Annotated in this window: 19 protein-coding genes; 6 read left to right on the plus strand and 13 right to left on the minus strand. The window is 55.9% G+C overall.

Annotated elements, in window-relative coordinates; genetic code table 11:
- Window position 1 precedes the first annotated feature (1 nt).
- Window positions 2-2,290, plus strand: a complete 2,289-nt coding sequence (locus HNQ92_RS20740; protein ID WP_184176864.1) for an FAD-dependent oxidoreductase — start codon at window positions 2-4, stop codon at window positions 2,288-2,290.
- A 95-nt stretch (window positions 2,291-2,385) separates the two neighbouring features.
- Here the strand turns inward: HNQ92_RS20740 and HNQ92_RS20745 are convergent, their stop codons facing one another.
- From HNQ92_RS20745 to argS, 6 genes are all read right to left on the minus strand, one after another.
- On the minus strand, window positions 2,386-3,393 hold the full coding sequence (locus HNQ92_RS20745; protein ID WP_184176866.1) for an NAD(P)H-dependent glycerol-3-phosphate dehydrogenase: 1,008 nt from the start codon (window positions 3,391-3,393) through the stop codon (window positions 2,386-2,388).
- Between the two features lie 220 nt (window positions 3,394-3,613).
- Window positions 3,614-5,020, minus strand: coding sequence for an efflux RND transporter periplasmic adaptor subunit (locus HNQ92_RS20750; protein ID WP_184176868.1), 1,407 nt, complete (start codon window positions 5,018-5,020; stop codon window positions 3,614-3,616).
- A gap of 100 nt (window positions 5,021-5,120) precedes the next feature.
- A complete protein-coding gene (locus tag HNQ92_RS20755; protein WP_184176870.1) occupies window positions 5,121-6,629 on the minus strand; it encodes a TolC family protein in 1,509 nt (502 codons plus the stop codon).
- A gap of 244 nt (window positions 6,630-6,873) precedes the next feature.
- Window positions 6,874-7,767 (minus strand): 1,4-dihydroxy-2-naphthoate polyprenyltransferase, encoded by an 894-nt coding sequence (locus tag HNQ92_RS20760; RefSeq protein WP_184176872.1) that lies wholly within the window; start codon window positions 7,765-7,767, stop codon window positions 6,874-6,876.
- A gap of 80 nt (window positions 7,768-7,847) precedes the next feature.
- A complete protein-coding gene (locus tag HNQ92_RS20765) occupies window positions 7,848-8,423 on the minus strand; it encodes a glutathione peroxidase (RefSeq protein ID WP_184176874.1) in 576 nt (191 codons plus the stop codon).
- 56 nt (window positions 8,424-8,479) lie between these two features.
- A complete protein-coding gene (argS, locus tag HNQ92_RS20770) occupies window positions 8,480-10,258 on the minus strand; it encodes an arginine--tRNA ligase (RefSeq protein WP_184176876.1) in 1,779 nt (592 codons plus the stop codon).
- A 218-nt stretch (window positions 10,259-10,476) separates the two neighbouring features.
- Between argS and HNQ92_RS20775 the strand changes: the two genes are divergently transcribed.
- Window positions 10,477-12,060, plus strand: coding sequence for a hypothetical protein (locus HNQ92_RS20775; RefSeq protein ID WP_246440555.1), 1,584 nt, complete (start codon window positions 10,477-10,479; stop codon window positions 12,058-12,060).
- On the opposite strand, the gene HNQ92_RS20780 is transcribed toward HNQ92_RS20775, so the two are convergent.
- On the minus strand, window positions 12,029-12,256 hold the full coding sequence (locus HNQ92_RS20780) for a DUF2905 domain-containing protein (protein WP_184176878.1): 228 nt from the start codon (window positions 12,254-12,256) through the stop codon (window positions 12,029-12,031). The genes HNQ92_RS20775 and HNQ92_RS20780 overlap by 32 nt on opposite strands.
- A 177-nt stretch (window positions 12,257-12,433) precedes the next feature.
- On the opposite strand from HNQ92_RS20780, the gene HNQ92_RS20785 reads away from it, so the two are divergent.
- The gene (locus HNQ92_RS20785; RefSeq protein WP_184176880.1) at window positions 12,434-15,058 is read left to right on the plus strand and encodes an MGH1-like glycoside hydrolase domain-containing protein; all 2,625 of its coding nucleotides are present in this window, start codon (window positions 12,434-12,436) and stop codon (window positions 15,056-15,058) included.
- 98 nt (window positions 15,059-15,156) lie between these two features.
- Here HNQ92_RS20785 and pyrR read toward each other — a convergent pair whose 3' ends face one another.
- On the minus strand, window positions 15,157-15,696 hold the full coding sequence (pyrR, locus tag HNQ92_RS20790; protein ID WP_184176882.1) for a bifunctional pyr operon transcriptional regulator/uracil phosphoribosyltransferase PyrR: 540 nt from the start codon (window positions 15,694-15,696) through the stop codon (window positions 15,157-15,159).
- A 62-nt stretch (window positions 15,697-15,758) separates the two neighbouring features.
- Between pyrR and pth the strand changes: the two genes are divergently transcribed.
- Window positions 15,759-16,319 carry an aminoacyl-tRNA hydrolase gene (gene pth / locus HNQ92_RS20795; protein ID WP_184176884.1) on the plus strand — a complete coding sequence of 187 codons (561 nt, stop codon included), beginning with the start codon at window positions 15,759-15,761 and terminating at the stop codon, window positions 16,317-16,319.
- A gap of 243 nt (window positions 16,320-16,562) precedes the next feature.
- A complete protein-coding gene (locus HNQ92_RS20800) occupies window positions 16,563-17,036 on the plus strand; it encodes a hypothetical protein (protein WP_184176886.1) in 474 nt (157 codons plus the stop codon).
- Between the two features lie 82 nt (window positions 17,037-17,118).
- Here HNQ92_RS20800 and HNQ92_RS20805 read toward each other — a convergent pair whose 3' ends face one another.
- Window positions 17,119-18,555 carry an OmpA family protein gene (locus tag HNQ92_RS20805; protein WP_184176889.1) on the minus strand — a complete coding sequence of 479 codons (1,437 nt, stop codon included), beginning with the start codon at window positions 18,553-18,555 and terminating at the stop codon, window positions 17,119-17,121.
- 62 nt (window positions 18,556-18,617) lie between these two features.
- Between HNQ92_RS20805 and HNQ92_RS20810 the strand changes: the two genes are divergently transcribed.
- Window positions 18,618-19,484: a DMT family transporter gene (locus HNQ92_RS20810; RefSeq protein WP_343063031.1), complete on the plus strand. Its 867-nt coding sequence runs from the start codon at window positions 18,618-18,620 to the stop codon at window positions 19,482-19,484.
- Here the strand turns inward: HNQ92_RS20810 and HNQ92_RS20815 are convergent.
- From HNQ92_RS20815 to HNQ92_RS20830, 4 genes are read right to left on the minus strand one after another with little or no spacing between them, the layout of a single operon-like run.
- On the minus strand, window positions 19,464-19,916 hold the full coding sequence (locus tag HNQ92_RS20815) for a GNAT family N-acetyltransferase (protein WP_184176893.1): 453 nt from the start codon (window positions 19,914-19,916) through the stop codon (window positions 19,464-19,466). The genes HNQ92_RS20810 and HNQ92_RS20815 overlap by 21 nt on opposite strands.
- A 48-nt stretch (window positions 19,917-19,964) precedes the next feature.
- Entirely contained in the window at window positions 19,965-20,753 is a 789-nt protein-coding gene (locus HNQ92_RS20820) for a PhzF family phenazine biosynthesis protein (protein WP_184176895.1), read from the minus strand.
- Window positions 20,754-20,760: 7 nt separating this feature from the next.
- Window positions 20,761-21,438, minus strand: coding sequence for a hexitol phosphatase HxpB (hxpB, locus tag HNQ92_RS20825; protein WP_184176897.1), 678 nt, complete (start codon window positions 21,436-21,438; stop codon window positions 20,761-20,763).
- The gene (locus tag HNQ92_RS20830) at window positions 21,439-21,726 is read right to left on the minus strand and encodes a YciI family protein (RefSeq protein WP_184176899.1); all 288 of its coding nucleotides are present in this window, start codon (window positions 21,724-21,726) and stop codon (window positions 21,439-21,441) included.
- Between the last annotated feature and the right edge of the window lie 62 nt (window positions 21,727-21,788).

The raw sequence follows: 21,788 nt of genomic DNA on the forward strand, positions 1-21,788 counted from the left end.
GATGATTCAATCGAGCGCTGTTGACAAAAGAACGCCCCACACCCGTACGTTGTCGGCCGACCTGGTGGTCGTAGGAGGAGGGCTCGCAGGTACCTGCTGTGCCATTACGGCAGCCCGCGCGGGGAGCCGGGTGATTCTGGTGCAGGATCGGCCCGTCCTGGGCGGAAACGCCTCCTCGGAGGTGCGCCTGTGGGTACTGGGGGCAACCTCGCACATGGGCAATAACAACCGCTGGGCCCGCGAAGGCGGCGTGATCGACGAGATCCTGGTCGAGAACCTGTACCGCAATCCGGACAGTAATCCGCTGATTTTCGATACCCTTTTGCTGGAAAAAGTAGTGACGGAGCCCAACATTACGCTGCTGCTCAATACCGCCGTCTACGAGGTAGAAAAAGTACCCGGCGATCCCGATAGCATTGCGAAGGTCATAGGCTTCTGTAGTCAGAACTCCACCCGCTACGAGCTCAGCGCCCCGCTCTTTTGCGACGCCTCCGGCGATGGCATCGTGGGCTTTCTGTCCGGCGCGGCTTTCCGGATGGGCGCGGAGTCGAAAGAGGAATTCGGCGAGAAATTCGCGCCCAGCCAGGAGTACGGCGAGCTCCTGGGGCATTCCATGTACTTTTATTCCAAAGACGTGGGGCGTCCGGTGAAGTTTGTGCCGCCCAGCTTTGCCCTGATGGACATCACACAGATCCCCCGCTTCCGCAGCTTCAACGCCCAGGATTTTGGCTGTAAGCTCTGGTGGCTGGAGTACGGGGGGCGGCTGGATACGGTCCACGAAACCGAGACCATCAAGTGGGAGCTCTGGAAGGTGATCTACGGCGTCTGGAACCACATTAAAAATTCCGGCCAGTTTCCCGAAGCCCAGAACCTCACGCTGGAGTGGGTCGGTACCATTCCGGGCAAGCGCGAGAGCCGCCGCTTTGAGGGCGACTACATGCTGACGCAGCTGGACATCGTGGAGCAGCGCACGCACGACGACGCCGTAGCCTTCGGCGGCTGGAGCATCGACCTCCACCCGGCCGACGGCGTCTTTAGCGAAAAGCCCGGCTGCAACCAGTGGCACAGCAAGGGTACTTACGGCATTCCGTACCGTTGTTTTTATTCCCAAAATATTACTAATCTCTTCCTGGCGGGGCGCATTATTTCGGCCTCGCACGTGGCGTTTGGCTCGTCGCGGGTCATGGCTACCTCGGCCCACGGTGCCCAGGCGGTAGGGCAGGCGGCGGCCCTTTGTGCAGAACTGGGCCTACGGCCCCGCCAACTGGCTGAACAAGGGTACCTGGGGAAACTACAAAAGGCCTTGCTACAAAACGGGCAGCACATCCCGCAGCGGCACTTGCAGGACGAAGACGATTGGGTGCAGCAGGCTACCATCAGCGCTACCAGTGAGTTGGTGCTCTCGGAGCTACGGGAAGAGGCCGAGCCGCAACCCATGGAGTTTGCCACGGCCCAGATGATTCCCGTGCGGGCCGGCAAGGTACCTACGATCATCATTCATCCCTACGCTACGCAGCCCACTACCCTGGAAGTAGAGCTCCGCATCTGTAGCCGCCAGGACAGCCACTCGCCGGACCTCACGCTGGAAAAGAAAACGGTGGCGCTCCAGCCGGGGCGCAATTGCCTTCACCTGGATTTTCAAACGACCCTGACGGAACCTACCTACGCCTTTCTGATGCTGGCCAATAACCCCGACGTACGCCTGAAATTTTCGCCCCAACGCGTTACGGGGGTACTTTCGGTTTTTAATTCCATCAATCCGGCCGTATCCAACTACGGCAAGCAGGAACCCACCGAAGACATCGGCGTCGATGCCTTTGAGTTCTGGTGCCCGCAGCGCCGTCCCAAAGGCAAAAACCTGGCCTTGAAGCTAGGGGAGGGAGCGCACCGGTTTAGCGCGCAGCACGTCCGCAACGGCCTGCAACGCCCCACCCACCAGCCCAACGCCTGGGTGGCCGACTGGGCCGATCCGGCTCCCGCGCTCACGCTGCGCTGGCCGGAGAAACGGTCCATCCGGCGGGTGGAGCTTTTCTTCGATACCGACTACGACCACCCGGCCGAAAACGTGCTGATGATCCATCCCGAAGACGTCTCGCCCTTTTGCGTGCGGAAGTATCAGCTTCTCGATGACCGCGGAAAGGTAGTGTATGAACAAACCGCCAACCACCAAACCCGCAACAGCATTCGGTGGGAGGAGGCCATCCACACCAGCAGCCTGACGATCCGGGTGGAGCATCCTTCCGGAACAAGCCCGGCGGCAATTTTTGAAGTACGTTGCTACGGCGAATGAGGTACCTTAACCTACGTAAAGTACCTGCTCCAAAGCGGCTCTCGTGGCTGCTTGGGGCAGGTACTTTACTTTTTCACTAAAATTAAGGGGTACCTTTACTTCAGATGTTTCTTTAATTCTTCCATTTCGTGTACGGGCGCGGCACCTTCGTAGAGGATGCGGTAGACGGCGTTGGTGATGGGCATGGGTACTTGGTAGCGCTGGTTCATGGTATAGATACTCTTGGCCGCAAAGTACCCCTCGGCCACCATTTTCATTTCGAGCTGGGCCGCCTTCACGCTGTATCCCCGGCCGATCATATTGCCAAAAAGCCGGTTGCGGCTGAACTGCGAGTAGGCCGTGACGAGCAAATCTCCCAGGTAGGCGGAGGCACTCAGGTCGCGCTCGCGCGGGTCCACGGCCGTCACGAAGCGCCGGATTTCCTGCATGGCGTTGGCTACTAGTACGGCCTGGAAGTTGTCGCCGTAGCCAATGCCGTGCGTAATGCCGCTGGCCAGGGCCACGATGTTCTTCATCACGGCGGCGTACTCTACGCCGTACAGATCGGCCAGCGGATGCGCCGTCACGAAGCGGCAGGTCATCAGCCGCGCGAAGTCGGCGGCGCAGGCCTGGTCGGTGGAAGCAATGGTCAGGTACGACTGCTTCTCCAGCGCCACCTCCTCGGCGTGGCAGGGCCCGGCAATCACGCACATGTGGCTCAGGGGTACCTGGTAGGTATCCTGCATCCAGTCGGTCACGAGCTGGTTGGTAGTAGGTACCATGCCTTTAATGGCCGACACGATGCGTTTGTCGCGGAGGTGCGTGGCATTGATTTCGCGCAGCGGCTCCTGCACGTAGGCAGCCGGTATGGCCAGTATGACGTATTGAGCCCCCCGGATGGATTCTTTGAGCCGTTCGCACACCTTTACTTTTCGGGGGGGTAGGTACACGTCGCTGAGGTAGCTGGGGTTGTGGTGGTAGGTTCGGATGTGGGCAATGTCTTCGGCGTTGCGGAGCCACCACCGCACCTGTACCTGGGGTTGTTCGCAGAGTATCTTCACGAGGGCGGTAGCCCAGCTTCCACCGCCTATAACGGCCACTTTCTCCGTTGGCAAAGTAGTCATATTAGTACGTACACATTTATTGAATAGCGAATGGCTAGTTAAGCCTAAAATTTCATTTTAAGAAATACACAGGCAGAAAAAGAAGCAGCGGGAGAGGTACTTTACTGAGGAATAACTACATAGGCCCGGAAACAAGAAATCCTCGCGGCATAGCCACCAGGATTTCCATCTTCTTAACCTAAACTAAATCGAATTAATACATAGTTAAAACGCATCAATTCTAATTTTCTTTTGATTTTTTCTCATCTTTTTTGGCTTCCTCTTTTTTCACCGCAATCATATCCCCATCGTTGAGCCGTTTGGATACCACGATGAACGGACCAGACACAATCTGATCGCCTTCCTTGAGGCCGGATACAATTTCTATATTTTCAAAATCACTGATGCCGGTTTTGACTTCGCGCAGCTGCGCTTTGCCGCCGTTATTGACAAACACCACTTCTTTGACGGGTTCTTCCTTGGCGGCCTTAGCCGGTTCGCCGCTACTGGCGTTGTTGTTTTCGGCGGGCTTCTCTTCCTTGTTCTCCGTTCCTTTGTTGCTACGGGTAGTCACGGCCGAGATCGGTACCGAAAGCGTATTCTGCTTGCGCTCCGTGATCACGTCTACGGAGGCCGTCATGCCGGGCTTAAACGGATACGATTTTTTGTTGCGGTTGGCCATGAGGTCACTGAACGAGCTATTCAGAATTTTGATTTTTACCTCAAACTCCGTCACGGCGTCGGCCGACACGGACGCTCCGGTGGCGGTGGTAAGGCCCTCGGCGGTGTTGGCGATCTCGCGCACAATCCCCCGGAACTTACGGCCGGTGGAGCTGTAGGCGTCCACGTCGATCTCGGCCGTATCGCCCAGCGCTACCCGGATGATGTCGTTCTCGTTGACGTTCACCCGTACTTCCATGTTGTTGAGGTTGGCCAGGCGCATCAGCTCGGTACCGGCCATCTGGCTGGTACCTACTACCCGTTCTCCTACCTCTACGTTAAGTTTGGAGATAATCCCACTCACGGGGGCGAAGATGGTGGTCTTGCGCAGGTTTTCGGCCGCGTCGCGCAGGCCGGCTTCGGCGCTTCGGATGTTGAACTGAGCGGCCTGTACGTTGGCTTTGGCCGCTTCGATGTCTTGCTGGGCCACGTCGTAGTTGGCCCGGATTTGCTCTAGATCCGCGGCCGATACTACCTTGTCGTTGAAGAGTTTCTGGTTCCGGTCGAAGTCGGCCTTGGCCCGGATGAGGCGGGCTTCGGTTTGGGCCTGCTGCGCCTTGGCTTGCTCCAGGGCGGCTTTGTTGGCGTTGACGGTAGCCTGAGCCCGCGCCAGCTGCGACTCGTAGTTGTCGGGCCGGATTTTTAATAGAAGCTGTCCTTTCACTACCGAGTCGCCCTCCTGGACGTTCAGTTCGGTGATTTCGCCTGATACATCGGGGCTGATCTTTACCTCTACTTCGGGCTGCACGCGTCCCGAGGCGCTGACGCGCTCGATAATATCTGTACGTTTAACGTTGGCAAACTCTACCTCGGTAGGTTTGGTCTGGCCGACCCAGCCGGCTTGCTTGGCCACCACCAGGCCCCCCACTAGCAGTACCAGTACACCACCAAGGATCCACCAGGTGCGATTAGAAGATTTACGAGCCATATTGTATGTAACAGTTAGGGAGTATGAAAAAGTAAGGGATGCGTTGGCCTGGTCGTTGGTTAAGGCCGCTGTTGATCCGTGTATTAAAAATTCGGGTTCGCTATTCGGTCACCAGCGGACGGTTCATGTAAAAATCCAGAATCTTGGTACGAAACAGGTAATCGTATTTCGTCTGGATCAGGTTGGCCCGCGCGCGGTCGAGGTTAGCCTTGGCAATGTTGTACTCTACGGAGTTGATGGCCCCCACGCTAAAACGGCTTTCGGCCACCCGGAAGGCTTCCTGCAGGGCCGCTACCTGGTTGGTGGTGGCGGTGTAGCGCTTGGCCGAATTGCTCATGTTGATGTAGGCCTGCTCCACGTTCTGACGTACCTGCTGGTCCACGATTTGCCCCTGGAACTGAACGTTTTTCTGCTGAATGATGGCGTTGGAAATCTGGTACCGGGCCTGGTAGTTATTAAAAATAGGAATACGAAGCCCCAGGTTTACAGAAGCATTGCGGTTGAAGTCGAGCTGGTCAAAGTACCTGAAATCCCGGAAGGCTCCGTTGGGCGTCGAAATGGTCTCGATCAACGGTACGCGTACCCCGTCTATCTGCACAAACCGCGACTGGGAAGGTACTTCGGTCGTGGTAGCTCCCGTGCCGGTGGCTATGTAGCGTTGTTTGGGAGCCGCGCTGGAATAGGCCGTGCTAAAGCTACCACTCAGGAACAGCGAGGGCAGGCGGGTACCTTTGGCTACCTCGATGCCGCGCTCGGCGGCTTGTACCCGCAGGCTGGCAGCCTGGGCCTGGGGCAGGTTCCGAATGGCGGTGTCATAGACTTCCTGCACGGTGGCGTCGTAGGCCCGCAGCGAAGGGTCGGCGGCGTTGATGGCCGCTACCTCCACTTGTTGATTGGCGGGTACATTCATAAACTGCTTCAGATTCAGCTTGGCCAGCTCCAGGTCATTCTGGGCGTTTACGAGCGTCAGCTCGTCGTTGGCCAGCTGCGCCCGCAGGTCGTACACGTTACTTTCGGCCAAGGTACCTGCATCCACGAGCCGTTGAGTGCGGTCTAGCTGCAGCTGGGTAGCGCCCACCTGCTGGCGGGCTACTTCGATCAGCTCCTGGCTGCTCAGTACCTGGAGGTAGGACAGCGCCACGTTGAGCATCACGTCGTTGCGGGTCGCTTCGAGCTCCTTCTGGCTGGCGTCCAGGTTCAGCTTGTTTTGCTTGATGGTATTTTGGGTCTGAAACCCGTTGAAGATGTTTACGCTCGAGCTCAGCTGGTAGTTGTTGAACGTTACGTTCTGCTGCACAAACTGGTTGGTGAAGGGGTCGATGTTACGGCCCGAGTTGAAGCCTTGCGAGGCGTTAAAAATCAGGCTGGGCCAGCGCTGCCACTTGGCCTGGTCGTAGTTGTAGCCGCTGGCTTGTACCTGCAGTTCCGCCTGCTTGATCTGCGGATTGTTGCGTAAGGCGATGCCAATGGCCTCTTCCAGGTCCAGGGGGCCGTCCGGGAGCGTGTTGGTTTGGCCTTGAACTGTTACCTGGGCCAGGGCCGCCGTGCTGAGCAGCCAGAGACTCGCCAGGCCGATCCAGACTAAGTTTTTTCGTAGTGAATGAAGCATAGGGCTATCCGGGGGTTTCCAGATTCATTTTGGATGATCTGAATCAATATTAAGGCTTTCTCAAAACAAACGCCCACGCATTTAGGACGGGCGGTTGCATACGTGGGTAAAAGGAGAATAACCAAGGATTAAGATTTGGGGATAATCCCGATGTACCTGCCAGCGTATACGGATAGCTAGGTACTTTGGAGAAGAAGAAGAAAAACCAGAGCGCTCGCCTGGGTGACGCCCGTGCCGGGGTACTTTACAGCACCAGCCCCAGCCCAAAAAGTACCACAAAAAGCAGCGTAGAAAGGGCCATTTGCTTCAGGTAGGGATCGAGTTCGGCGGGCTTTTGCAGCCGCGAGACGGCCCATCCGTTGCGAATAAATAAGGGGAAGCTCAGCAAAAACAGCCATTGGCTCACGTGCGTGAAGTGGATCAGGGTGTAAAGCAAAATACCGAGCATCCCTACGCTCAGGATCAACCAGTGGTACTTCACGGCGCGGGCGCGGCCCAGCCGCACGGGGATGGAGTTTTTGCCCGTGGCCCGGTCGGACTCGATGTCGCGGATGTTGTTGATGTTGAGCACGGCTACGGCAAAAAGCCCACAGCTGGTGGCCGGAAGCAGCAAATCCCAGTTCCAGACGAGCGTGTGCAGGTAGTAACTACCAAGTACCCCCACCCAGCCAAAAAAGATCAGCACCGACAAATCGCCCAAGCCCAAGTACCCGTAGGGGCGCTTGCCTGCCGTGTAGGTAATGGCCGCAAAAATGCACGCCAGCCCCAGCCCCAAAAAGACCCAGAAAGTACCCGCCGGGGCCTTTTGCAACGCCAGGTAAAGTAAGCTCAGGCCCGATGCCAGCGCCAGCACCGAAAACAGACCGATGGCGCGGAGCATGGTCTTTGGCGTGATTTGTCCCGAATGTACGGCGCGGCGTGGCCCTTGCCGCAGCTCGGTATCTTTGCCGTTGACGGCGTCACCGTAGTCGTTGGCGAAGTTGGAAAGTACCTGTAAGAAGATGGTCGTCAGCGCGCTCAGCAGGGCGATCGGCGCGCTGAATTGCCCGTGGGCGGCCGCCATAAAACTACCCATCAGGATACACGAAAGCGCCAGGGGTAGGGTGCGCGGACGGGCGGCGTCAATCCAGCGAGACATCAGAGGAATAGAGAGGGTGATAGCATGACATCTTGAAAAAGTACCCCACCAGGTACCTGGCGGGGCAGTACTCAAGCGGCTTACAGGCCTACGGCTTTTTGAAACTCAGGATCTTTGGGCGTAATTTTGGAAGCAAAGAAATGCGTCAGCTTTCCTTCTTCGTCCACCACGTACTTGCAAAAATTCCAGCTGGGGGCCGTGTCGTTCCAGCCGTTGAGCTCCTTGGTGGAGAGCCATTTGTACAGCGGGTGCTGGTCGGTACCTACCACGTCGATCTTGTCGAAAAGCTGAAAGGTAACGCCGTAGTTTTTCTGACAAAAAGTGGCGATTTCTTCGTCACTGCCCGGCTCCTGGCCCCCGAAGTTATTGGCCGGAAAACCCAGTACCACTACCTTGTCGCCGTATTTTTCGTGAAAAGCCTGCCAGTCGGCGTACTGAGGTGTGAAGCCACACTTAGAGGCCACGTTCAGCAGCACTACTTTTTTGCCTTTGTATTGGCTGAAATCAATCTCATCGTTGCCGATGAGCGATTTTAGTTTGAAGTCATACAAGGTACCTTGGGCGTTGAGTTCTCCGTCGGGTTTCATTTTAATTTCTTTTTTGTCGGCAAAAATACCGAAGAGTGTACTGAGCATAAGCAAGAGAATCGTTTTCATAGGAGTTCGGTAAAGTACCCTGGCGAGGGTTTTTAAAAGATCATTGACGTTTAAAATCACATGCGTTCGGGTACTTCTATGCCTAATAACTCCATGCTATGCTTGATTGTTTTGGCCACCACCGCCGATAGCGCCACCCGCAGCTGCACGGCCTGCGGGTCGGGGTCGGCGAAGATCGACACCTCGGCGTAAAACTGGTTGTAGACCTTAGCCAGCTCGAAAGCGTACAGCGAGATGAGCGAAGGCGCGAGTTCCTGCCCGGCGGCCTGCACCCGCGACGGGTACAGCGAGAGATAAAAGATCAGATCCTGCTCGGCCGCGTGCAGTGGGCGTTCGTGCGAAGGTACTTCGGCCGCAATAGCCAGCTGCTCCGCCTTGCGCAGAATGGAGCAGATACGTGCGTGGGTATACTGAATGAAAGGTCCCGTATGTCCCTGAAAGTCAATGGACTCTTCGGGATTGAAAAGCATCCGCTTCTTGGGGTCTACCTTCAGCAGGAAGTACTTGAGCGCTCCCAGCGCCAGGGTGTTGTACAGTTGCTGGGCCTCCTCGCTGGCAAAATCCTCGATCTTGCCCAGGTCGCGGGTGCGGGTTTCGGCCGTCTGCCGCATCGTTTCGATAAGATCGTCGGCGTCTACCACGGTACCCTCGCGTGACTTCATTTTGCCCGAAGGCAAATCCACCATGCCGTAGCTGAGGTGGTAGCAGCCGTCGGCGTAGGCGCGGCCCAGGCGCTTCAAAATGGCAAAAAGTACGTTGAAGTGGTAGTCTTGCTCGTTGCCCACTACCCAGATGTAGCGGTCGTTGCCGTAGTCGCTGTACTTCAGCTCCGTGGTGCCCAGGTCCTGCGTAATGTACACCGACGTCCCGTCGCCGCGCAGGACCAGCTTCTGGTCCAGGCCTTCTTCGGTGAGGTCGATCCAGACCGAGCCGTCTTCTTTGCGGTAAAAAACGCCCTGCCGTAAGCCTTCCTCGATAATATCCTTGCCCAGCAGGTAGGTGTCGGATTCGTAGTAGGTTTTGTCGAAGCTTACGCCAATTTTCCGGTAGGTTTGCTCAAAACCTTCGTACACCCAGCCGTTCATTTTGTGCCAGAGCGCCACCGTCTCGGGGTCGCCCTGTTCCCATTTAAGAAGCAGCTGCTGCGCTTCCTGCATCCAGGGCGCTTTTTTGGCGGCTTCGTCTTCGCTCGTGCCCTGGGCTACCAGCTCGGCGATTTGCTTTTTGTAGGTTTTGTCAAACTCCACGTAGTACTTGCCGGCCAGGTGGTCGCCTTTAATTCCCGAGCTCTCCGGTGTTTCGCCCCGGCCCAGCTCCCGGTAGGCCAGCATGGACTTGCAGATGTGAATCCCGCGGTCGTTGACGAGGCAGGTCTTTACTACTTCGTAGCCGTTGGCGGTCAGGATACGCGCCACGGAGTCGCCCAGGAAGTTGTTGCGGAGGTGGCCCAGGTGCAGGGGCTTATTGGTATTGGGCGACGAAAACTCCACCATCACCGACTGCCCGTTGGCGGGCTGGGTACCAAAAGTACCTTCGGCGCGCATGGCACGGAGTAGTTCCAGCCAGGTGGAATCTTTTAAACTTATATTAAGAAAGCCCTGCACCACGTTGAAGGTACTTACTACCGACGAATGCTCAGCCAGGTAGGTACCGATGGCCTGGCCGATGTCGGCGGGGGAGCGGCGGAGGGCTTTGGTAAGGGCAAAGGTGACAAACGTATAAAAGCCTTCAAACTCTTTTTTGGTGGGCTGAAGGATGATTTCTTCGACGGCCGTGTCAAAGCACTGCCGGATCGCTACCCGAATATCTTCTTTCAGCGTAGTTTCAATATTCATGCAAACGAATTTTGAGTATAATTAAATAGAAATGAGCGCCCGGCCAGGGGTACTGGCGTGCAAAATTAGGGCAAATTTCGGAGGGAGCCTTATCGAATCACAACCTTATTCATAATTTGACGTTTAGGAGTCAGCGAGTTTTTTGTATCTTTCGGATAGGAGCGAGGGTGAGGATAGAAGCGACTCCGTTTTTTCGGAGTCATGAACCAGTCAGGCTAATGAAAAAGATTTTTAACTATACACTACGGGCGTTGCTGCTGGGGTACTTGGGGCTGAGCTTTCAGCTACCGGCACTGGCGCAGTTTGAACAGGCCCAACGGATCGAAATTCCGGTCAATTCTTCTTTTAACGAAAGCTACGACGTGTTTTCGCTGGGCGAAAACGGAGCGTTGTCGGTGGTACGCCGAAACGAATTTACGGGCACGCGCAACGAGTACTGGCACTTTACCCGCTACGATACGGACCTGAATCCCCTCTGGACGCGGCCCTACAAGCTCGACTACCGCTACGTGCCCATCATGGCCTACCAGAGCGACTACTACATTTACTGGCTTTTTGCGGAGCCCGACACGGACCATTTCCTGTTCCTGCAATTGGACCTGGCCCGCGGCGAGCTGGACGTACACAAGGGCGATTTGCTCTCGGGGGTCGATGTGCACCAGTTCAAGGTCATCGGCAGCAAGGCGCTGGTGGCGGGCTACTACCACAACCGGCCGGTGGTACTGGTCCATTCTTTCTTTGACCATACCACCCGCGTGTTGCCGGGGCTCTACGAGCGCAATACGGAAATCAACAACGTGGACATCAACGAAAGCGAGGGGATGATCAACGTCATTACCTACGCCTACCGCAAGCGCAGCTGCCAGTTTAACATCAAAACTTACAACTACGACGGCAAGCTGCTGAAAAGTACCGTGCTCAGCAACGACCGCAACAGCTTCATTTCCGGGCAGATCGTGCCGCTCAACGTGGACGACTCCTACCTCATTGGCAACTACTCGGTGGGCTGTACGCCTTTCTCGCAGGGGCTTTTTATTACGCACATCCAGGACAACGAACCCAGCGATCCGCAGTTTATTGAGTTTTCGGAATTGCAGAATTTCTTTAACTACATGAAGCCCAAGCGCAAGCAACGGATGCTGGACCGCATCGGCAAGCGGAAGTCGCTCGGCAAGGAAAACCGCTTCCGGTACCGGCTGCTGGTGCATCCGCTGATCCAGACCGAAGACGAGATCATCCTGGTGGCGGAGGTCTACTACCCCAACTACCGCAGCAGCACGCCCCTGATGACCAACGGCCTCAACCGCGCCTACACCCGCTCGATGGACGGCTTCCGCTACACCCACGCCATTGTGTGCGGCTTCGACCGCGACGGACGCTACAAGTGGGACAACAGCTTTGCCATCAAAGACCTGGTGAGCTACGAGTTGCAGGAAATGGTGCAGCTCTCGCGCGTGGATGATTACTTTGTGCTGGCCTACCCGCAGGAAGGTAACATTCATACCGAGGTGATTCACCGCGAAAAAGTGGTGGTAGAAAACGAAAAGTACCAGCTGGAGTCCAAAAACGACACCGAAAAGGTACTTTTCAACGACAACGCCAACCTGGCCGCCTGGTACGGCAAGTACTTCCTGGCCTACGGCATCCAGCGCGTCGGCACCGACCGCTCCTTGTTGACGGGTACCCCCCGGGAGGTATTTTATATCAATAAACTTGCCTACAAAACCGAGGACATCGGCCAGCCCAAGCCCGCCTCTACCGGCGAAGCCTCTACCCGAAAAACTTCCGGATCAAAACGATGAGGAGGTTGAGCAGCAGGCTCAGCAGCAGCATGGTGGTGAGCGGGAAGTAGAAGCGGAAGTTTTCTTTCTCCACGCGGATGTCGCCCGGTAGGCGGCCCAGCCAGTGGAGCTTGTCGCCCAGAAAATACACCACCAGCCCCGCCAGGATCACCAGCGCGCCAATAAGGATGAGGTACTTGCCCAGGGTAGGTGACATGGAGTAGTTCGTTTCGTGGGGGGTAAATATACTAGCTGCGGCCCAAAGTTAGGTACTTTTGGGATGGGTACCGGACCGTCTGCATTTTATAAACAACTCGCTGCGACGGTAGTTATTAGGAAAGCCCTCATCGCTTACCTTACACAACTCACAAACCAGGGGTGAGGGTACCTACCTATGAGCAAAAAAACACCCAAAGACCCCGAAAGAAAACGATTAGCCAAGCCAAACTGGAAAAAATGGGGGCCCTACGTCGCCGACCGCCAATGGGGCACCGTCCGGGAAGACTATAGTAGCAGCGGCGACGCCTGGAACTACCTCACGCACGACAAGGCCCGCTCCAAAGCCTACCGCTGGGGCGAAGAGGGCATCGGGGGCTTTTCCGACGACCAGCAGTTTCTGTGCTTCGCGTGGGCCTTCTGGAACCACCAGGACCCCATCCTCAAAGAGCGCTACTTTGGCCTGACGGGCCAGGAATCCAACCACGGCGAGGACGTGAAGGAGATCTACTACTACCTGGATGCTACGCCCACGCATTCGTACCAGAAAATGCTGTACAAGTACCCCCAGCAGGCTTTTCCGTACGAAAAACTCATCGAGCATAGCCGCAACAGAGGCAAAAAAGAGCCGGAATACGAACTCGTGGAAACGGGTATTTTCGACGAGAACCGGTACTTCGACCTCTGGATGGAGTACGCCAAGGCGTCGGAAGAGGACATCCTCATCAAGCTTACGGTACACAATCAGGGCCCGGAAGCCGCGCCCCTGACGGTACTACCTACCTTGTGGTTTAGAAATACCTGGTGCGGGGCCAAAGAAAAAATACCCGCCCTGACAACCAGCCCGGAAGGCCACGTGCAGGCCTCGCACCCGGAGCTGGGTACCTACCACTGGTACCTGGAGGAGGCTGAGCAACTCCTTTTTTGTGAGAATGAAACCAACCAGCAACGCCTGTACCAGGTACCCAACGAGGCGGCGTCCTGCAAAGACGGCATCAACGATTTTGTTATTGCAGGTACCGACACCCTCAACCAAGGCCAAACGGGTACCAAAGCCGCCGCGCTATACACGCTCACGCTTCCGCCCAACGAACGCCGGACGATACGCCTGCGGTTGTCCAAAAAAGCCCTGAAGAATGCCTTTGCTGATTTCGACGCGCTTTTTGCGCAGCGCCAGTCCGAGGCCGACGCCTTTTATGAGGTACTTCAGGCCCATACCCAAACCGACGACGAACGGTCCATTCAGCGCCAGGCCTTTGCCGGGATGCTGTGGACCAAGCAGTTTTATTACTACGACGTCAACCGGTGGCTCAACGGGGACCCCGGCCAACCCTCGCCCCCGGAAAGTCGCAAAACGGGGCGTAACGCGACTTGGCCCTACTTCCATACGGCCGACATCATGTCCATGCCCGACGGCTGGGAGTTTCCGTGGTTTGCGGCCTGGGACCTGGCCTTTCAGGCGGTAGTACTGGCCCGCCTTGACCCGGATTTTGCCAAGTACCAGCTCGAGATCCTGCTGCGGGCCTGCGCCATGCACCCCAACGGGCAGATCCCGGCCTACGAATGGCACTTTTCGGATGCCAATCCGCCCGTACACGCCTGGGCGGCCCTGAAAGTTTACGCCGTAGAGAAGAAGAACGGCAAGGGAGATCTGGAGTTTCTTGAGCGGGTATTTCAAAAGCTCCTGCTCAACTTTACGTGGTGGGTAAACCGGAAAGACACCACCGGCAGCAACCTGTTCGAAGGGGGCTTTCTGGGCCTGGACAACATCGGTGTTTTCGACCGCAGCGAACTACCCGCCAACGTCCGGCTGGAACAGGCCGACGCCACCAGTTGGATGGCCATGTACTGTCTCAACATGCTCCGGATCGCCTGCGAGCTTTCCCTGGAAAAGCCCCACTACCAGGAGTTTGCCCGGAAATTCTTCGAGCATTTTCTGTACATCGCCGGGGCTATGCGCGACATCGGCAACACGGGCATCAACCTCTGGGACGAGGAGGATGAATTTTATTACGACAAAATTCACTTTCCCAACGGCGATAACCTCCGGCTGCGGGTCCGCTCGCTGGTGGGGCTCATCCCGCTCGCGGCGGTGGAGGTACTTGATCCCGTTATGCTCGAAAAACTGCCCTACTTTAAGGAGCACGTTGAGAAGTTTATTCAGGAGCGGCCCGACCTGGCCGAGCTCATCTCGCGCTGGCACGTGCCGGGCAAAGGCGAGTTTCGGCTCCTTTCGTTGCTGCGCGGCCACCGCACCCACATGCTCCTGAAGCGTATGCTCGACAGCGACGAGTTCCTGTCGGAGCACGGCATCCGGGCGTTGTCCAAGTACCACCGCGACCATCCCTACGAAATTGAACTGAATGGAACCACCTACGATGTCCACTACATACCGGGCGAGTCGGACGACAGCCTGTACGGCGGAAATTCCAACTGGCGCGGGCCGGTTTGGCTGCCGGTAAACTACCTGCTCATCGACTCCCTGCTGAAGTTTCAGCAGTACTACGGCGATGAGTTTAGGGTGGAGTACCCTACGGGCTCCGGGCAGTCGTACGCGCTGCGCGAAATCGCCGCTGCGTTGCGCGGCCGCCTGGTGGGGATTTTCCGGCTCGACGAAAACAACCGGAGGGCCGTATGGGGGCCGTACGAAAAGTTTCAGCAAGATCCGGCCTTTCGCGACTACCTGTTCTTTCACGAGTACTTCCACGGCGACGACGGCCACGGCCTGGGCGCTTCCCACCAAACTGGCTGGACGGCGCTCATCGCCAACCTCATCGACGGCCAGGGCATGGGGGTACTTTGAGCAAAGTACCTGGTTACTTTATCGCTTCCAAGTAGAAAAGGTACCTCGCTCAGGGGTACCTTTTCTAGTAGTAGTTAAAGAAGGTGCGGCCCAGCTACCTAATCCACCAGCCAAATCCGGTCGGCTTCAAAATCCTGCTCGCGCCACTCCACCAGTACCCGTTGGCTCTCCAGGGTATTCACCTTCATGCCCACGTAGTCGGGCTTGATGGGCAGGTCGCGGTTATAGATGCGGTCGATGAGTACCAGCAGCTCCACCTTGGCGGGGCGGCCAAAGGACGTCATGGCGTCCAGCGCGGCGCGCACCATGCGGCCCGTCGACACCACGTCGTCGATCAGGATCACGTTGCGGTTTTCGATCAAAAACGGAATGCGGGTTTTGTTAGGTACCAGCGGCGAGTCACGGCGGCGGAAGTCGTCGCGGTAAAAGGTGGCATCCAGGTGCCCCAGGGGAATTTCGCGGCCGGTCCGGGTGCGGAGCTCGCTGGCTACGCGCTCGGCAAAGTAGATGCCACGGGGTTGCAGGCCCATGATCACCGACTGCGCAAAGTCCTGGTGGTTTTCGATAAGTTGCTGGCACAGCCGGCTGGTCATGATCTCCAGGAGCGGACTGCTAAGGATAAGTCGTTTTTGGGCCATTTGAATATTTCCCGAAATTTGGGTTTAAATTAAACTCCCATTCACTAATTACGAAATTTTTTATGAAATACCTCATTGCCGGGCTGGGCAACATCGGTCCTGAGTACGCCCTAACCCGCCACAATGCCGGTTTTATGGTTTTGGATCGCCTGGCGGCTGAGCACGACTTCCGGTTTTCGTTTGAGCGGCTGGCCTACGTGGCCGAATGGAAGCACAAAGGTCGTCAAATCTACTTCATCAAGCCTACTACCTACATGAATCTGAGCGGACGGGCCGTGCGCTACTACCTGGACGCCTTTAAAGTACCTACCGAAAACCTGCTGGTGGTGGTGGATGAGCTACAACTGGAGCTAGGTACCCTGCGCATCAAACCCAAAGGCTCGCACGGCGGGCACAACGGCCTGCGGCACATCGAGGAGACGCTGGGTACTTCGCAGTACCCCCGCCTGCGCTTCGGCATCGGCAATAACTTTCCGCGCGGGCGGCAGGTAGACTACGTCCTGAATGCCTTCTCCAACCCGGAAATGACGGAACTTCCCGCCATTCTGGATCGGGCCGGTGAGATGGTCCTTTCTTTTTGTACTTTGGGGATACAGCAAACCATGAATATTTTCAATCAATGATTGTATTAAATAAAGAATTTTGAGGTTTTGAGGGACTGCTATCTTCTAATGCAAAGAAGAATCTATTGCCAAATATAATTTTGCTAAATAACCTCAAGATTCTTTAAAAATCGAAAAACAGCGCTTTTTAAGAATTTAATTCAGAATTATATTCTGAATAAGCTCCACCAGGTACTTTGCAATATGAAACTTTACATGGATATTTGTGCGTTGATAAAGAGAAAATAAAAATTGAATAAAACCATGAAAAGTAACAGAAGAAGTATTATATTTGCAGTTGTATTCGGAGTAGTACTTGGTCTTATCCCCGGAACGGGAACTTCCCAGGCAAAAAACGAAGACGTAAAAGCACCCACGCGTGCCCTAGTAAAAGGAACCGAAAAGCAGTTTGCGGCGTATATTAAGAGTGAGTTTCCGGTTTTTGCGCAAAACGAAAATTGGGAAGTGATTGAGAAGATGGTGACGTTGTACAACGAAAAGCCATCGGCACTAACGAAAATCAAAGTTCAGGAGCAGCAGGTGTTCAACGCAGCCATCGCTGATTTGAATACGCAACTGAAAGGCCGCAATACGCTGGAAGCCCAGCAGTGGCAGCTCAATCTTGACAAGACGGCTCAGGCCATTCGCTTCGTCTGGAACTTTGATTTTAACAGTTTGACACCCATTGTTACTGAGGTACTTCCCATGCCGGGTTTAGCAGCAGAAAGCAATTTGTAAAACGAGAAGTTAGTTTATTTTAAGTAGAAAAGGTTAAGGGTTTAGGAATAGTCAGTATAGAGCCATCTCTCATGAGGTGGCTCTATCTTTTGGTGGGTACGCCCCATACTTCTACGCGCCGGTTGGTTTGTCGGCTGATCTCCGACTGGCTGGTGGCAATGGGCCGCACCGAGCCGTAGCCTTGCCCGTCGATGCGGTTGGCGTCAATCCCCCGCTCAATGAGGTAGTTTTTGACCATCACTACCCGCTGCCACGACAGCAGCACGTTTTTTTCAAAATCGCCCACGTTGTCGGTATGGCCCTGGAGCTGAATGTGCAGGTCAGGGCGCTCCTTGAGAAGTACCACCAGCGCGTCGAGCTTGGTTTTGGTGGCCTGGTCCAGGGAGTCTTTGCTCTGCGGAAAGGGCAGGCTCACCAGGGGCTTGTCGAAGCGCTCCGGCAGCAGGCTAATCAGGGTTTCGGTTTTGGAAGAAACCTGCTTAAGATCCACGTAAATACTCCGCGGCTCGTAGCCGGGCGAGAGCGCCGTGATGCGGTAGCGGTGGGCCGGAGGTACCTGCACGGTATACAGGCCGTTGACGGCGCGGGCCTGGGCTATCACGGAGTTGTCGTCGGTATGGCGTACCTCCACGTTGGCGTTGGGCAGAAAGCTGAGGTTGCGGCCGTCGTACACCTTGCCGGTGATTTCGACGAGCCCGCTGGGTTCAGGTACCTTGGCGGGTGGGGGCGGGGGCGGCGTTTCCGCCTGAACTTTCGTTGGGGGCGGCGGGGGCGTTTTTAGTTCTTTGAGGTTCTGGGCAATGCGCCGGTAACTACCCTGCACAAAAACGGGGTCCTTTACTTCGTCGTAAAGCCGGATGTAAGCCACCGCCCCGGCGCTGGCTTCGTTGCCCGCAATGAGGTCATCCTGAAAAAAATTAAGTACCTGGTCCAGGTCCAGCACGGCTTCCTGGTTGGGGTCGATGAACTCAACCTTGGATTCACCGTTGACGTACATCTTGATGTTGCGCGTCACGATGTCACGCGAGAAAACGTAGTGGGCGTACTCACCGGGTTTGAAGGGCGCGTTTTCGCCGGTGGCAAAGTTGAAGAAATTGAGCTTGGCATGGTAGACGTAGGGCCCGTTGTCGGACTTGCGGTTCTTGAAGTCAAGTACCCGCTTCCAGCTGTCGAGCTCGGCCAGGCGGAAGTACATTTCTACGGTATAAGATTTGTCCAGAAAACCTTTGGCCTCTTTATTGTTGAATTGTAGCCCGCTGTTGGCTTCAAAGGCGTAGACCGTCCGGCGGGCGCTGTCCAGGGCCGGAATAAACTCGTCCATGATTTTTCCCGGCGTTCCCAGCGGTTGTAAAGCGGGGCCGTCGCCCTCGGTGCAGGCCAGGCCATGGCTGAAGTCATACGTCAGGCGCCGCTGGGCCGACGCGCTCAAAGAACACCCTAACCAAAGACCCAAAAAAACCAGAAGCCATTTATTCACAAAATTCATGTCCAAAAATATAAAAAAGGAAGATTGGTTCATGAAGGCTTTTGGGGTAATTTTGGGAAACGTTTGGTATCCGGTTGAAAAATATAAGTATTGGGTTGCTGTTTTCCATGCTATGGGCCTCGGCATCGGTCGCTACGAAGTTCGGGGTTTTGTCGGTAGAACCGCTCGTATTAGCCAACATTAGATTCTTTATAGCCAGTGTGTTACTACTGGGTGCCGCGTATCTGGTTCGTCCCGATGCCTCGTATCGGCTGCCGCAAGGGGTCGAATGGCGCCAGCTAGCCTTGTTTGCCTTCCTTAACACAACGCTCTACCTGGGGCTGTTCGTATTCTCGATGAAGTTTGCGGCGGCGGGGCTGGGTAGTTTGGCTACCTGTACCAACCCGCTCATGATTATCCTGCTTTCGGCCTGGTGGATCGGGCGAAAGCCCTCGAAGCAGGAACTGCTAGGGGTACTTTTGGGTATGACGGGCGTGGGCATCGCCACCTACCCGCTCTTGGAGGGAAGCACCACCAGCCTGACGGGGATTGTGCTGCTTTCGCTGAGTATGCTGGCCATTTCGGCGGCCAGCGTGTACTACGCTACCGTGCGCTGGCAACTACCCACCATGCTCATCAACGGCTGGCAAATCGCCCTGGGCGGACTGCTGCTGCTGCCTTTTACGTTGACGATGAGTGACTTTAGCCAGTCGCACTGGGACGCCCGCTTCTGGTGGTCGGTGTTGTGGCTGAGCATCCCGGTGTCGGTGGTGAGCTTGCTGTGCTGGTTTTACCTCCTCCAAGCAGATACCGTACGCGCTTCGATGTGGTTGTTTTTGTGCCCGCTGTTCGGGTTTTTCTTTGCCTGGTGGCTGCTCGATGAGCCCATAACCGGCTATACCTTGGCCGGTACGGTGCTGGTAGTGGGAGGGCTCACCCTGGCCCGGCCCGGAAAAAGTACCTTAAGCACCGGTAGAAAGTAGTTTTTTTTCAAGAATCAGGACGGGTTCCGCGCGGGAAATAAGCCCTACGATGTCGAAGCCGTGGCGCAGGTTGAGGATGAGCATTGCGCGCCAGCGATTCATGGTTTGGGTACGGATGGTATGGTAGCCTTGCTCCCTACACCAGGCGTGCTGCCGCTGCATCAGGGTAGAGGCAATGCCCCGCTGGCGGTAGTTGGGATGTACCCCGCCCAGCCAGCTGTAAAAGTGGCCCGGTTTGCGCGGGTGGCCCAGCTTGTAGCCTACCAGTAGTTCTTTGTCCAGCGCTAATAGTACCAGCAGTTGGGGCATGGCCGCCATCTCTGCCTCCAGGTCTTCGCGGCGGTCGCCGGAAAATAGCTGAAAGTGAAGATCAAATAGCGCATCGAGCCGGTCGGTAGGTACCTGGCCGGTATGAAGTTCGTAGTGAATCATGAGGTACGTCCCGAAAAAGTACCTTAAAGAAGATAAAGAAGAAAGTACCTAGTCCGTTTCGATTTCGCCCACCATAAATAGCCGCACCTGTCCGCTGATGCAAACGCGGTCGTCGCTGAGCTTGCAGCGGAGGTACCCGCCCCGCTTGGATACTTGTAGGGCCGTCAATTGCGTTTTTTCCAGGCGTTTGGCCCAGTAAGGTACCAGCGTAGTGTGGGCCGAGCCCGTGACGGGATCTTCGTCAATGCCCGACTGGGGCGCAAAAAAGCGTGAAACGAAGTCCACCTCGTCGCCGGGGGCCGTCACAATGATGCCACGCGCCGGTACCGTCGACAGCACAATAATATCCGGATCGAGCTCCCGTACTTCGGTTTCGCTCTCAAGTACCACCAGGTAGTCGGTTTTGCCTTTAAAAACCTCAACCGGCACTACCGTCATCATACTTTCGTGGAGCGCGGGTGGTGGCACGGCTACCTGGTAGTGGTCTACGGGGAAGTCCAGCGTAAACCAGTCGTTTTCCAGAGACACCTTCAGGATACCGCTGCGCGAGTCGAAGGCTACTTCGGGTTGGTCGTAGTTATGGATCTTGAAAAGTACATACGCGGCTGCCAGGGTTGCGTGGCCGCAGAGATCCACCTCGGTGCTGGGCGTAAACCACCGGATGTGAAAGCCCGTTTCAGTCGGGACAAAAAAAGCCGTTTCGGCCAAATTATTTTCGGCTGCGATTTGCTGCATCACGAAGTCCGGAAGCCAGCTTTCCAGCGGAACTACCGCGGCGGGATTGCCGGCAAAAAGCTTATCCGTAAAAGCATCCAGTTGATATATAGGGAGTTTCATATACGAGCTACGCTAGGGAAGGTTTTTTCTCTAAGTTATCAAAAATATCTTCGTTAAATTCAATTAAAGACGAAATTTTTATGTCGGCCAGATCAAATTTTGGATCATGGTACTCGTAAGCCGCCGGAATGGCCACCGTGAGCATGCGGGCGGCATGAGCGGACCGCAGGCCGTTGCCCGAGTCTTCAAAGGCCAGGCAGTTTTCGGGAGCTACCCGGAGCTGGCGCGCCGCGCCGAGGTATACATCCGGAAAGGGTTTGCTACGGGCTTCCAGTACGGCCGAGTGCCAAAGCGTGAAGTACGGTAACAGATCCAGGCGGCGCAGTACGGTTTCAATGATTTCCATGGGCGAAGCTGAGGCCACGGCCAAGGGAAGGCGGCGCTTATGAAAAAAACGAACGACCTCCACCGCACCGGGCATGGCGAGCGCGCGGCTTCCGATGCGCTCGTGGGCCAGCTCAATGATTTCGTGCTCTACCTGCTGGGTACTTTTTCCTGGCCAGGGGCTCTTTTCGTAGAATGACCGCACAAAGGCGGCGGTACCCAGGCCGGTATAGGCCTGGCAAATTTCGTCGGTGAGCGCAATGCCCAGCGGAGCGAACACTTCAATGGCTACCTCCCGCCAGATGGGCTCGGAGTCGACCAGGAGGCCGTCCATATCAAATAGTGCGGCTTGTATTTTCATCTAAATATCGGCTTGTCGAAACGGTTTTATGTCTATTTTCTCCCATACTTGACCGGTGACGTAAGGCTCGGCGTCGAGCCATTGCCGGAGCGCCTGCTCGTGCTCAAAGTCCACCACCATCATGGAGCCGATCATGGTACCTTCGGGACTGAGCAGGGCACCGCCCATCACAAAGTGGCCGTTGGCTTTGAGCTGGCGGGCTCCTTCGAAGTGGTGCGGGCGGGCCGCCAGGCGTCGGTCCAGGGCTTGCTCGTCGGTGAAGTCGTAGGCGTGCAGTACGTAAAGCATAGGATGAAAAGTCGACTATTTCTTTAGAACAAATAAGAAGAAAATAAGAGCCAGGGAGGTGC

It is taken from the genome of Rhabdobacter roseus (genome assembly GCF_014202275.1).
Taxonomy (GTDB): domain Bacteria; phylum Bacteroidota; class Bacteroidia; order Cytophagales; family Spirosomataceae; genus Rhabdobacter; species Rhabdobacter roseus.

Coding starts and splice junctions, on each gene's coding strand:
- pyrR (WP_184176882.1), bottom strand. CDS start 15,696: ATGGCCCAAAAACGACTTATCCTTAGCAGTCCGCTCCTGGAGATCATG.
- HNQ92_RS20800 (WP_184176886.1), top strand. CDS start 16,563: ATGAAAAGTAACAGAAGAAGTATTATATTTGCAGTTGTATTCGGAGTA.
- HNQ92_RS20760 (WP_184176872.1), bottom strand. CDS start 7,767: ATGTCTCGCTGGATTGACGCCGCCCGTCCGCGCACCCTACCCCTGGCG.
- HNQ92_RS20805 (WP_184176889.1), bottom strand. CDS start 18,555: ATGAACCAATCTTCCTTTTTTATATTTTTGGACATGAATTTTGTGAAT.
- HNQ92_RS20780 (WP_184176878.1), bottom strand. CDS start 12,256: ATGTCACCTACCCTGGGCAAGTACCTCATCCTTATTGGCGCGCTGGTG.
- HNQ92_RS20755 (WP_184176870.1), bottom strand. CDS start 6,629: ATGCTTCATTCACTACGAAAAAACTTAGTCTGGATCGGCCTGGCGAGT.
- hxpB (WP_184176897.1), bottom strand. CDS start 21,438: ATGAAAATACAAGCCGCACTATTTGATATGGACGGCCTCCTGGTCGAC.
- argS (WP_184176876.1), bottom strand. CDS start 10,258: ATGAATATTGAAACTACGCTGAAAGAAGATATTCGGGTAGCGATCCGG.
- HNQ92_RS20775 (WP_246440555.1), top strand. CDS start 10,477: ATGAAAAAGATTTTTAACTATACACTACGGGCGTTGCTGCTGGGGTAC.
- HNQ92_RS20750 (WP_184176868.1), bottom strand. CDS start 5,020: ATGGCTCGTAAATCTTCTAATCGCACCTGGTGGATCCTTGGTGGTGTA.
- HNQ92_RS20830 (WP_184176899.1), bottom strand. CDS start 21,726: ATGCTTTACGTACTGCACGCCTACGACTTCACCGACGAGCAAGCCCTG.
- pth (WP_184176884.1), top strand. CDS start 15,759: ATGAAATACCTCATTGCCGGGCTGGGCAACATCGGTCCTGAGTACGCC.
- HNQ92_RS20785 (WP_184176880.1), top strand. CDS start 12,434: ATGAGCAAAAAAACACCCAAAGACCCCGAAAGAAAACGATTAGCCAAG.
- HNQ92_RS20765 (WP_184176874.1), bottom strand. CDS start 8,423: ATGAAAACGATTCTCTTGCTTATGCTCAGTACACTCTTCGGTATTTTT.
- HNQ92_RS20820 (WP_184176895.1), bottom strand. CDS start 20,753: ATGAAACTCCCTATATATCAACTGGATGCTTTTACGGATAAGCTTTTT.
- HNQ92_RS20815 (WP_184176893.1), bottom strand. CDS start 19,916: ATGATTCACTACGAACTTCATACCGGCCAGGTACCTACCGACCGGCTC.
- HNQ92_RS20745 (WP_184176866.1), bottom strand. CDS start 3,393: ATGACTACTTTGCCAACGGAGAAAGTGGCCGTTATAGGCGGTGGAAGC.
- HNQ92_RS20740 (WP_184176864.1), top strand. CDS start 2: ATGATTCAATCGAGCGCTGTTGACAAAAGAACGCCCCACACCCGTACG.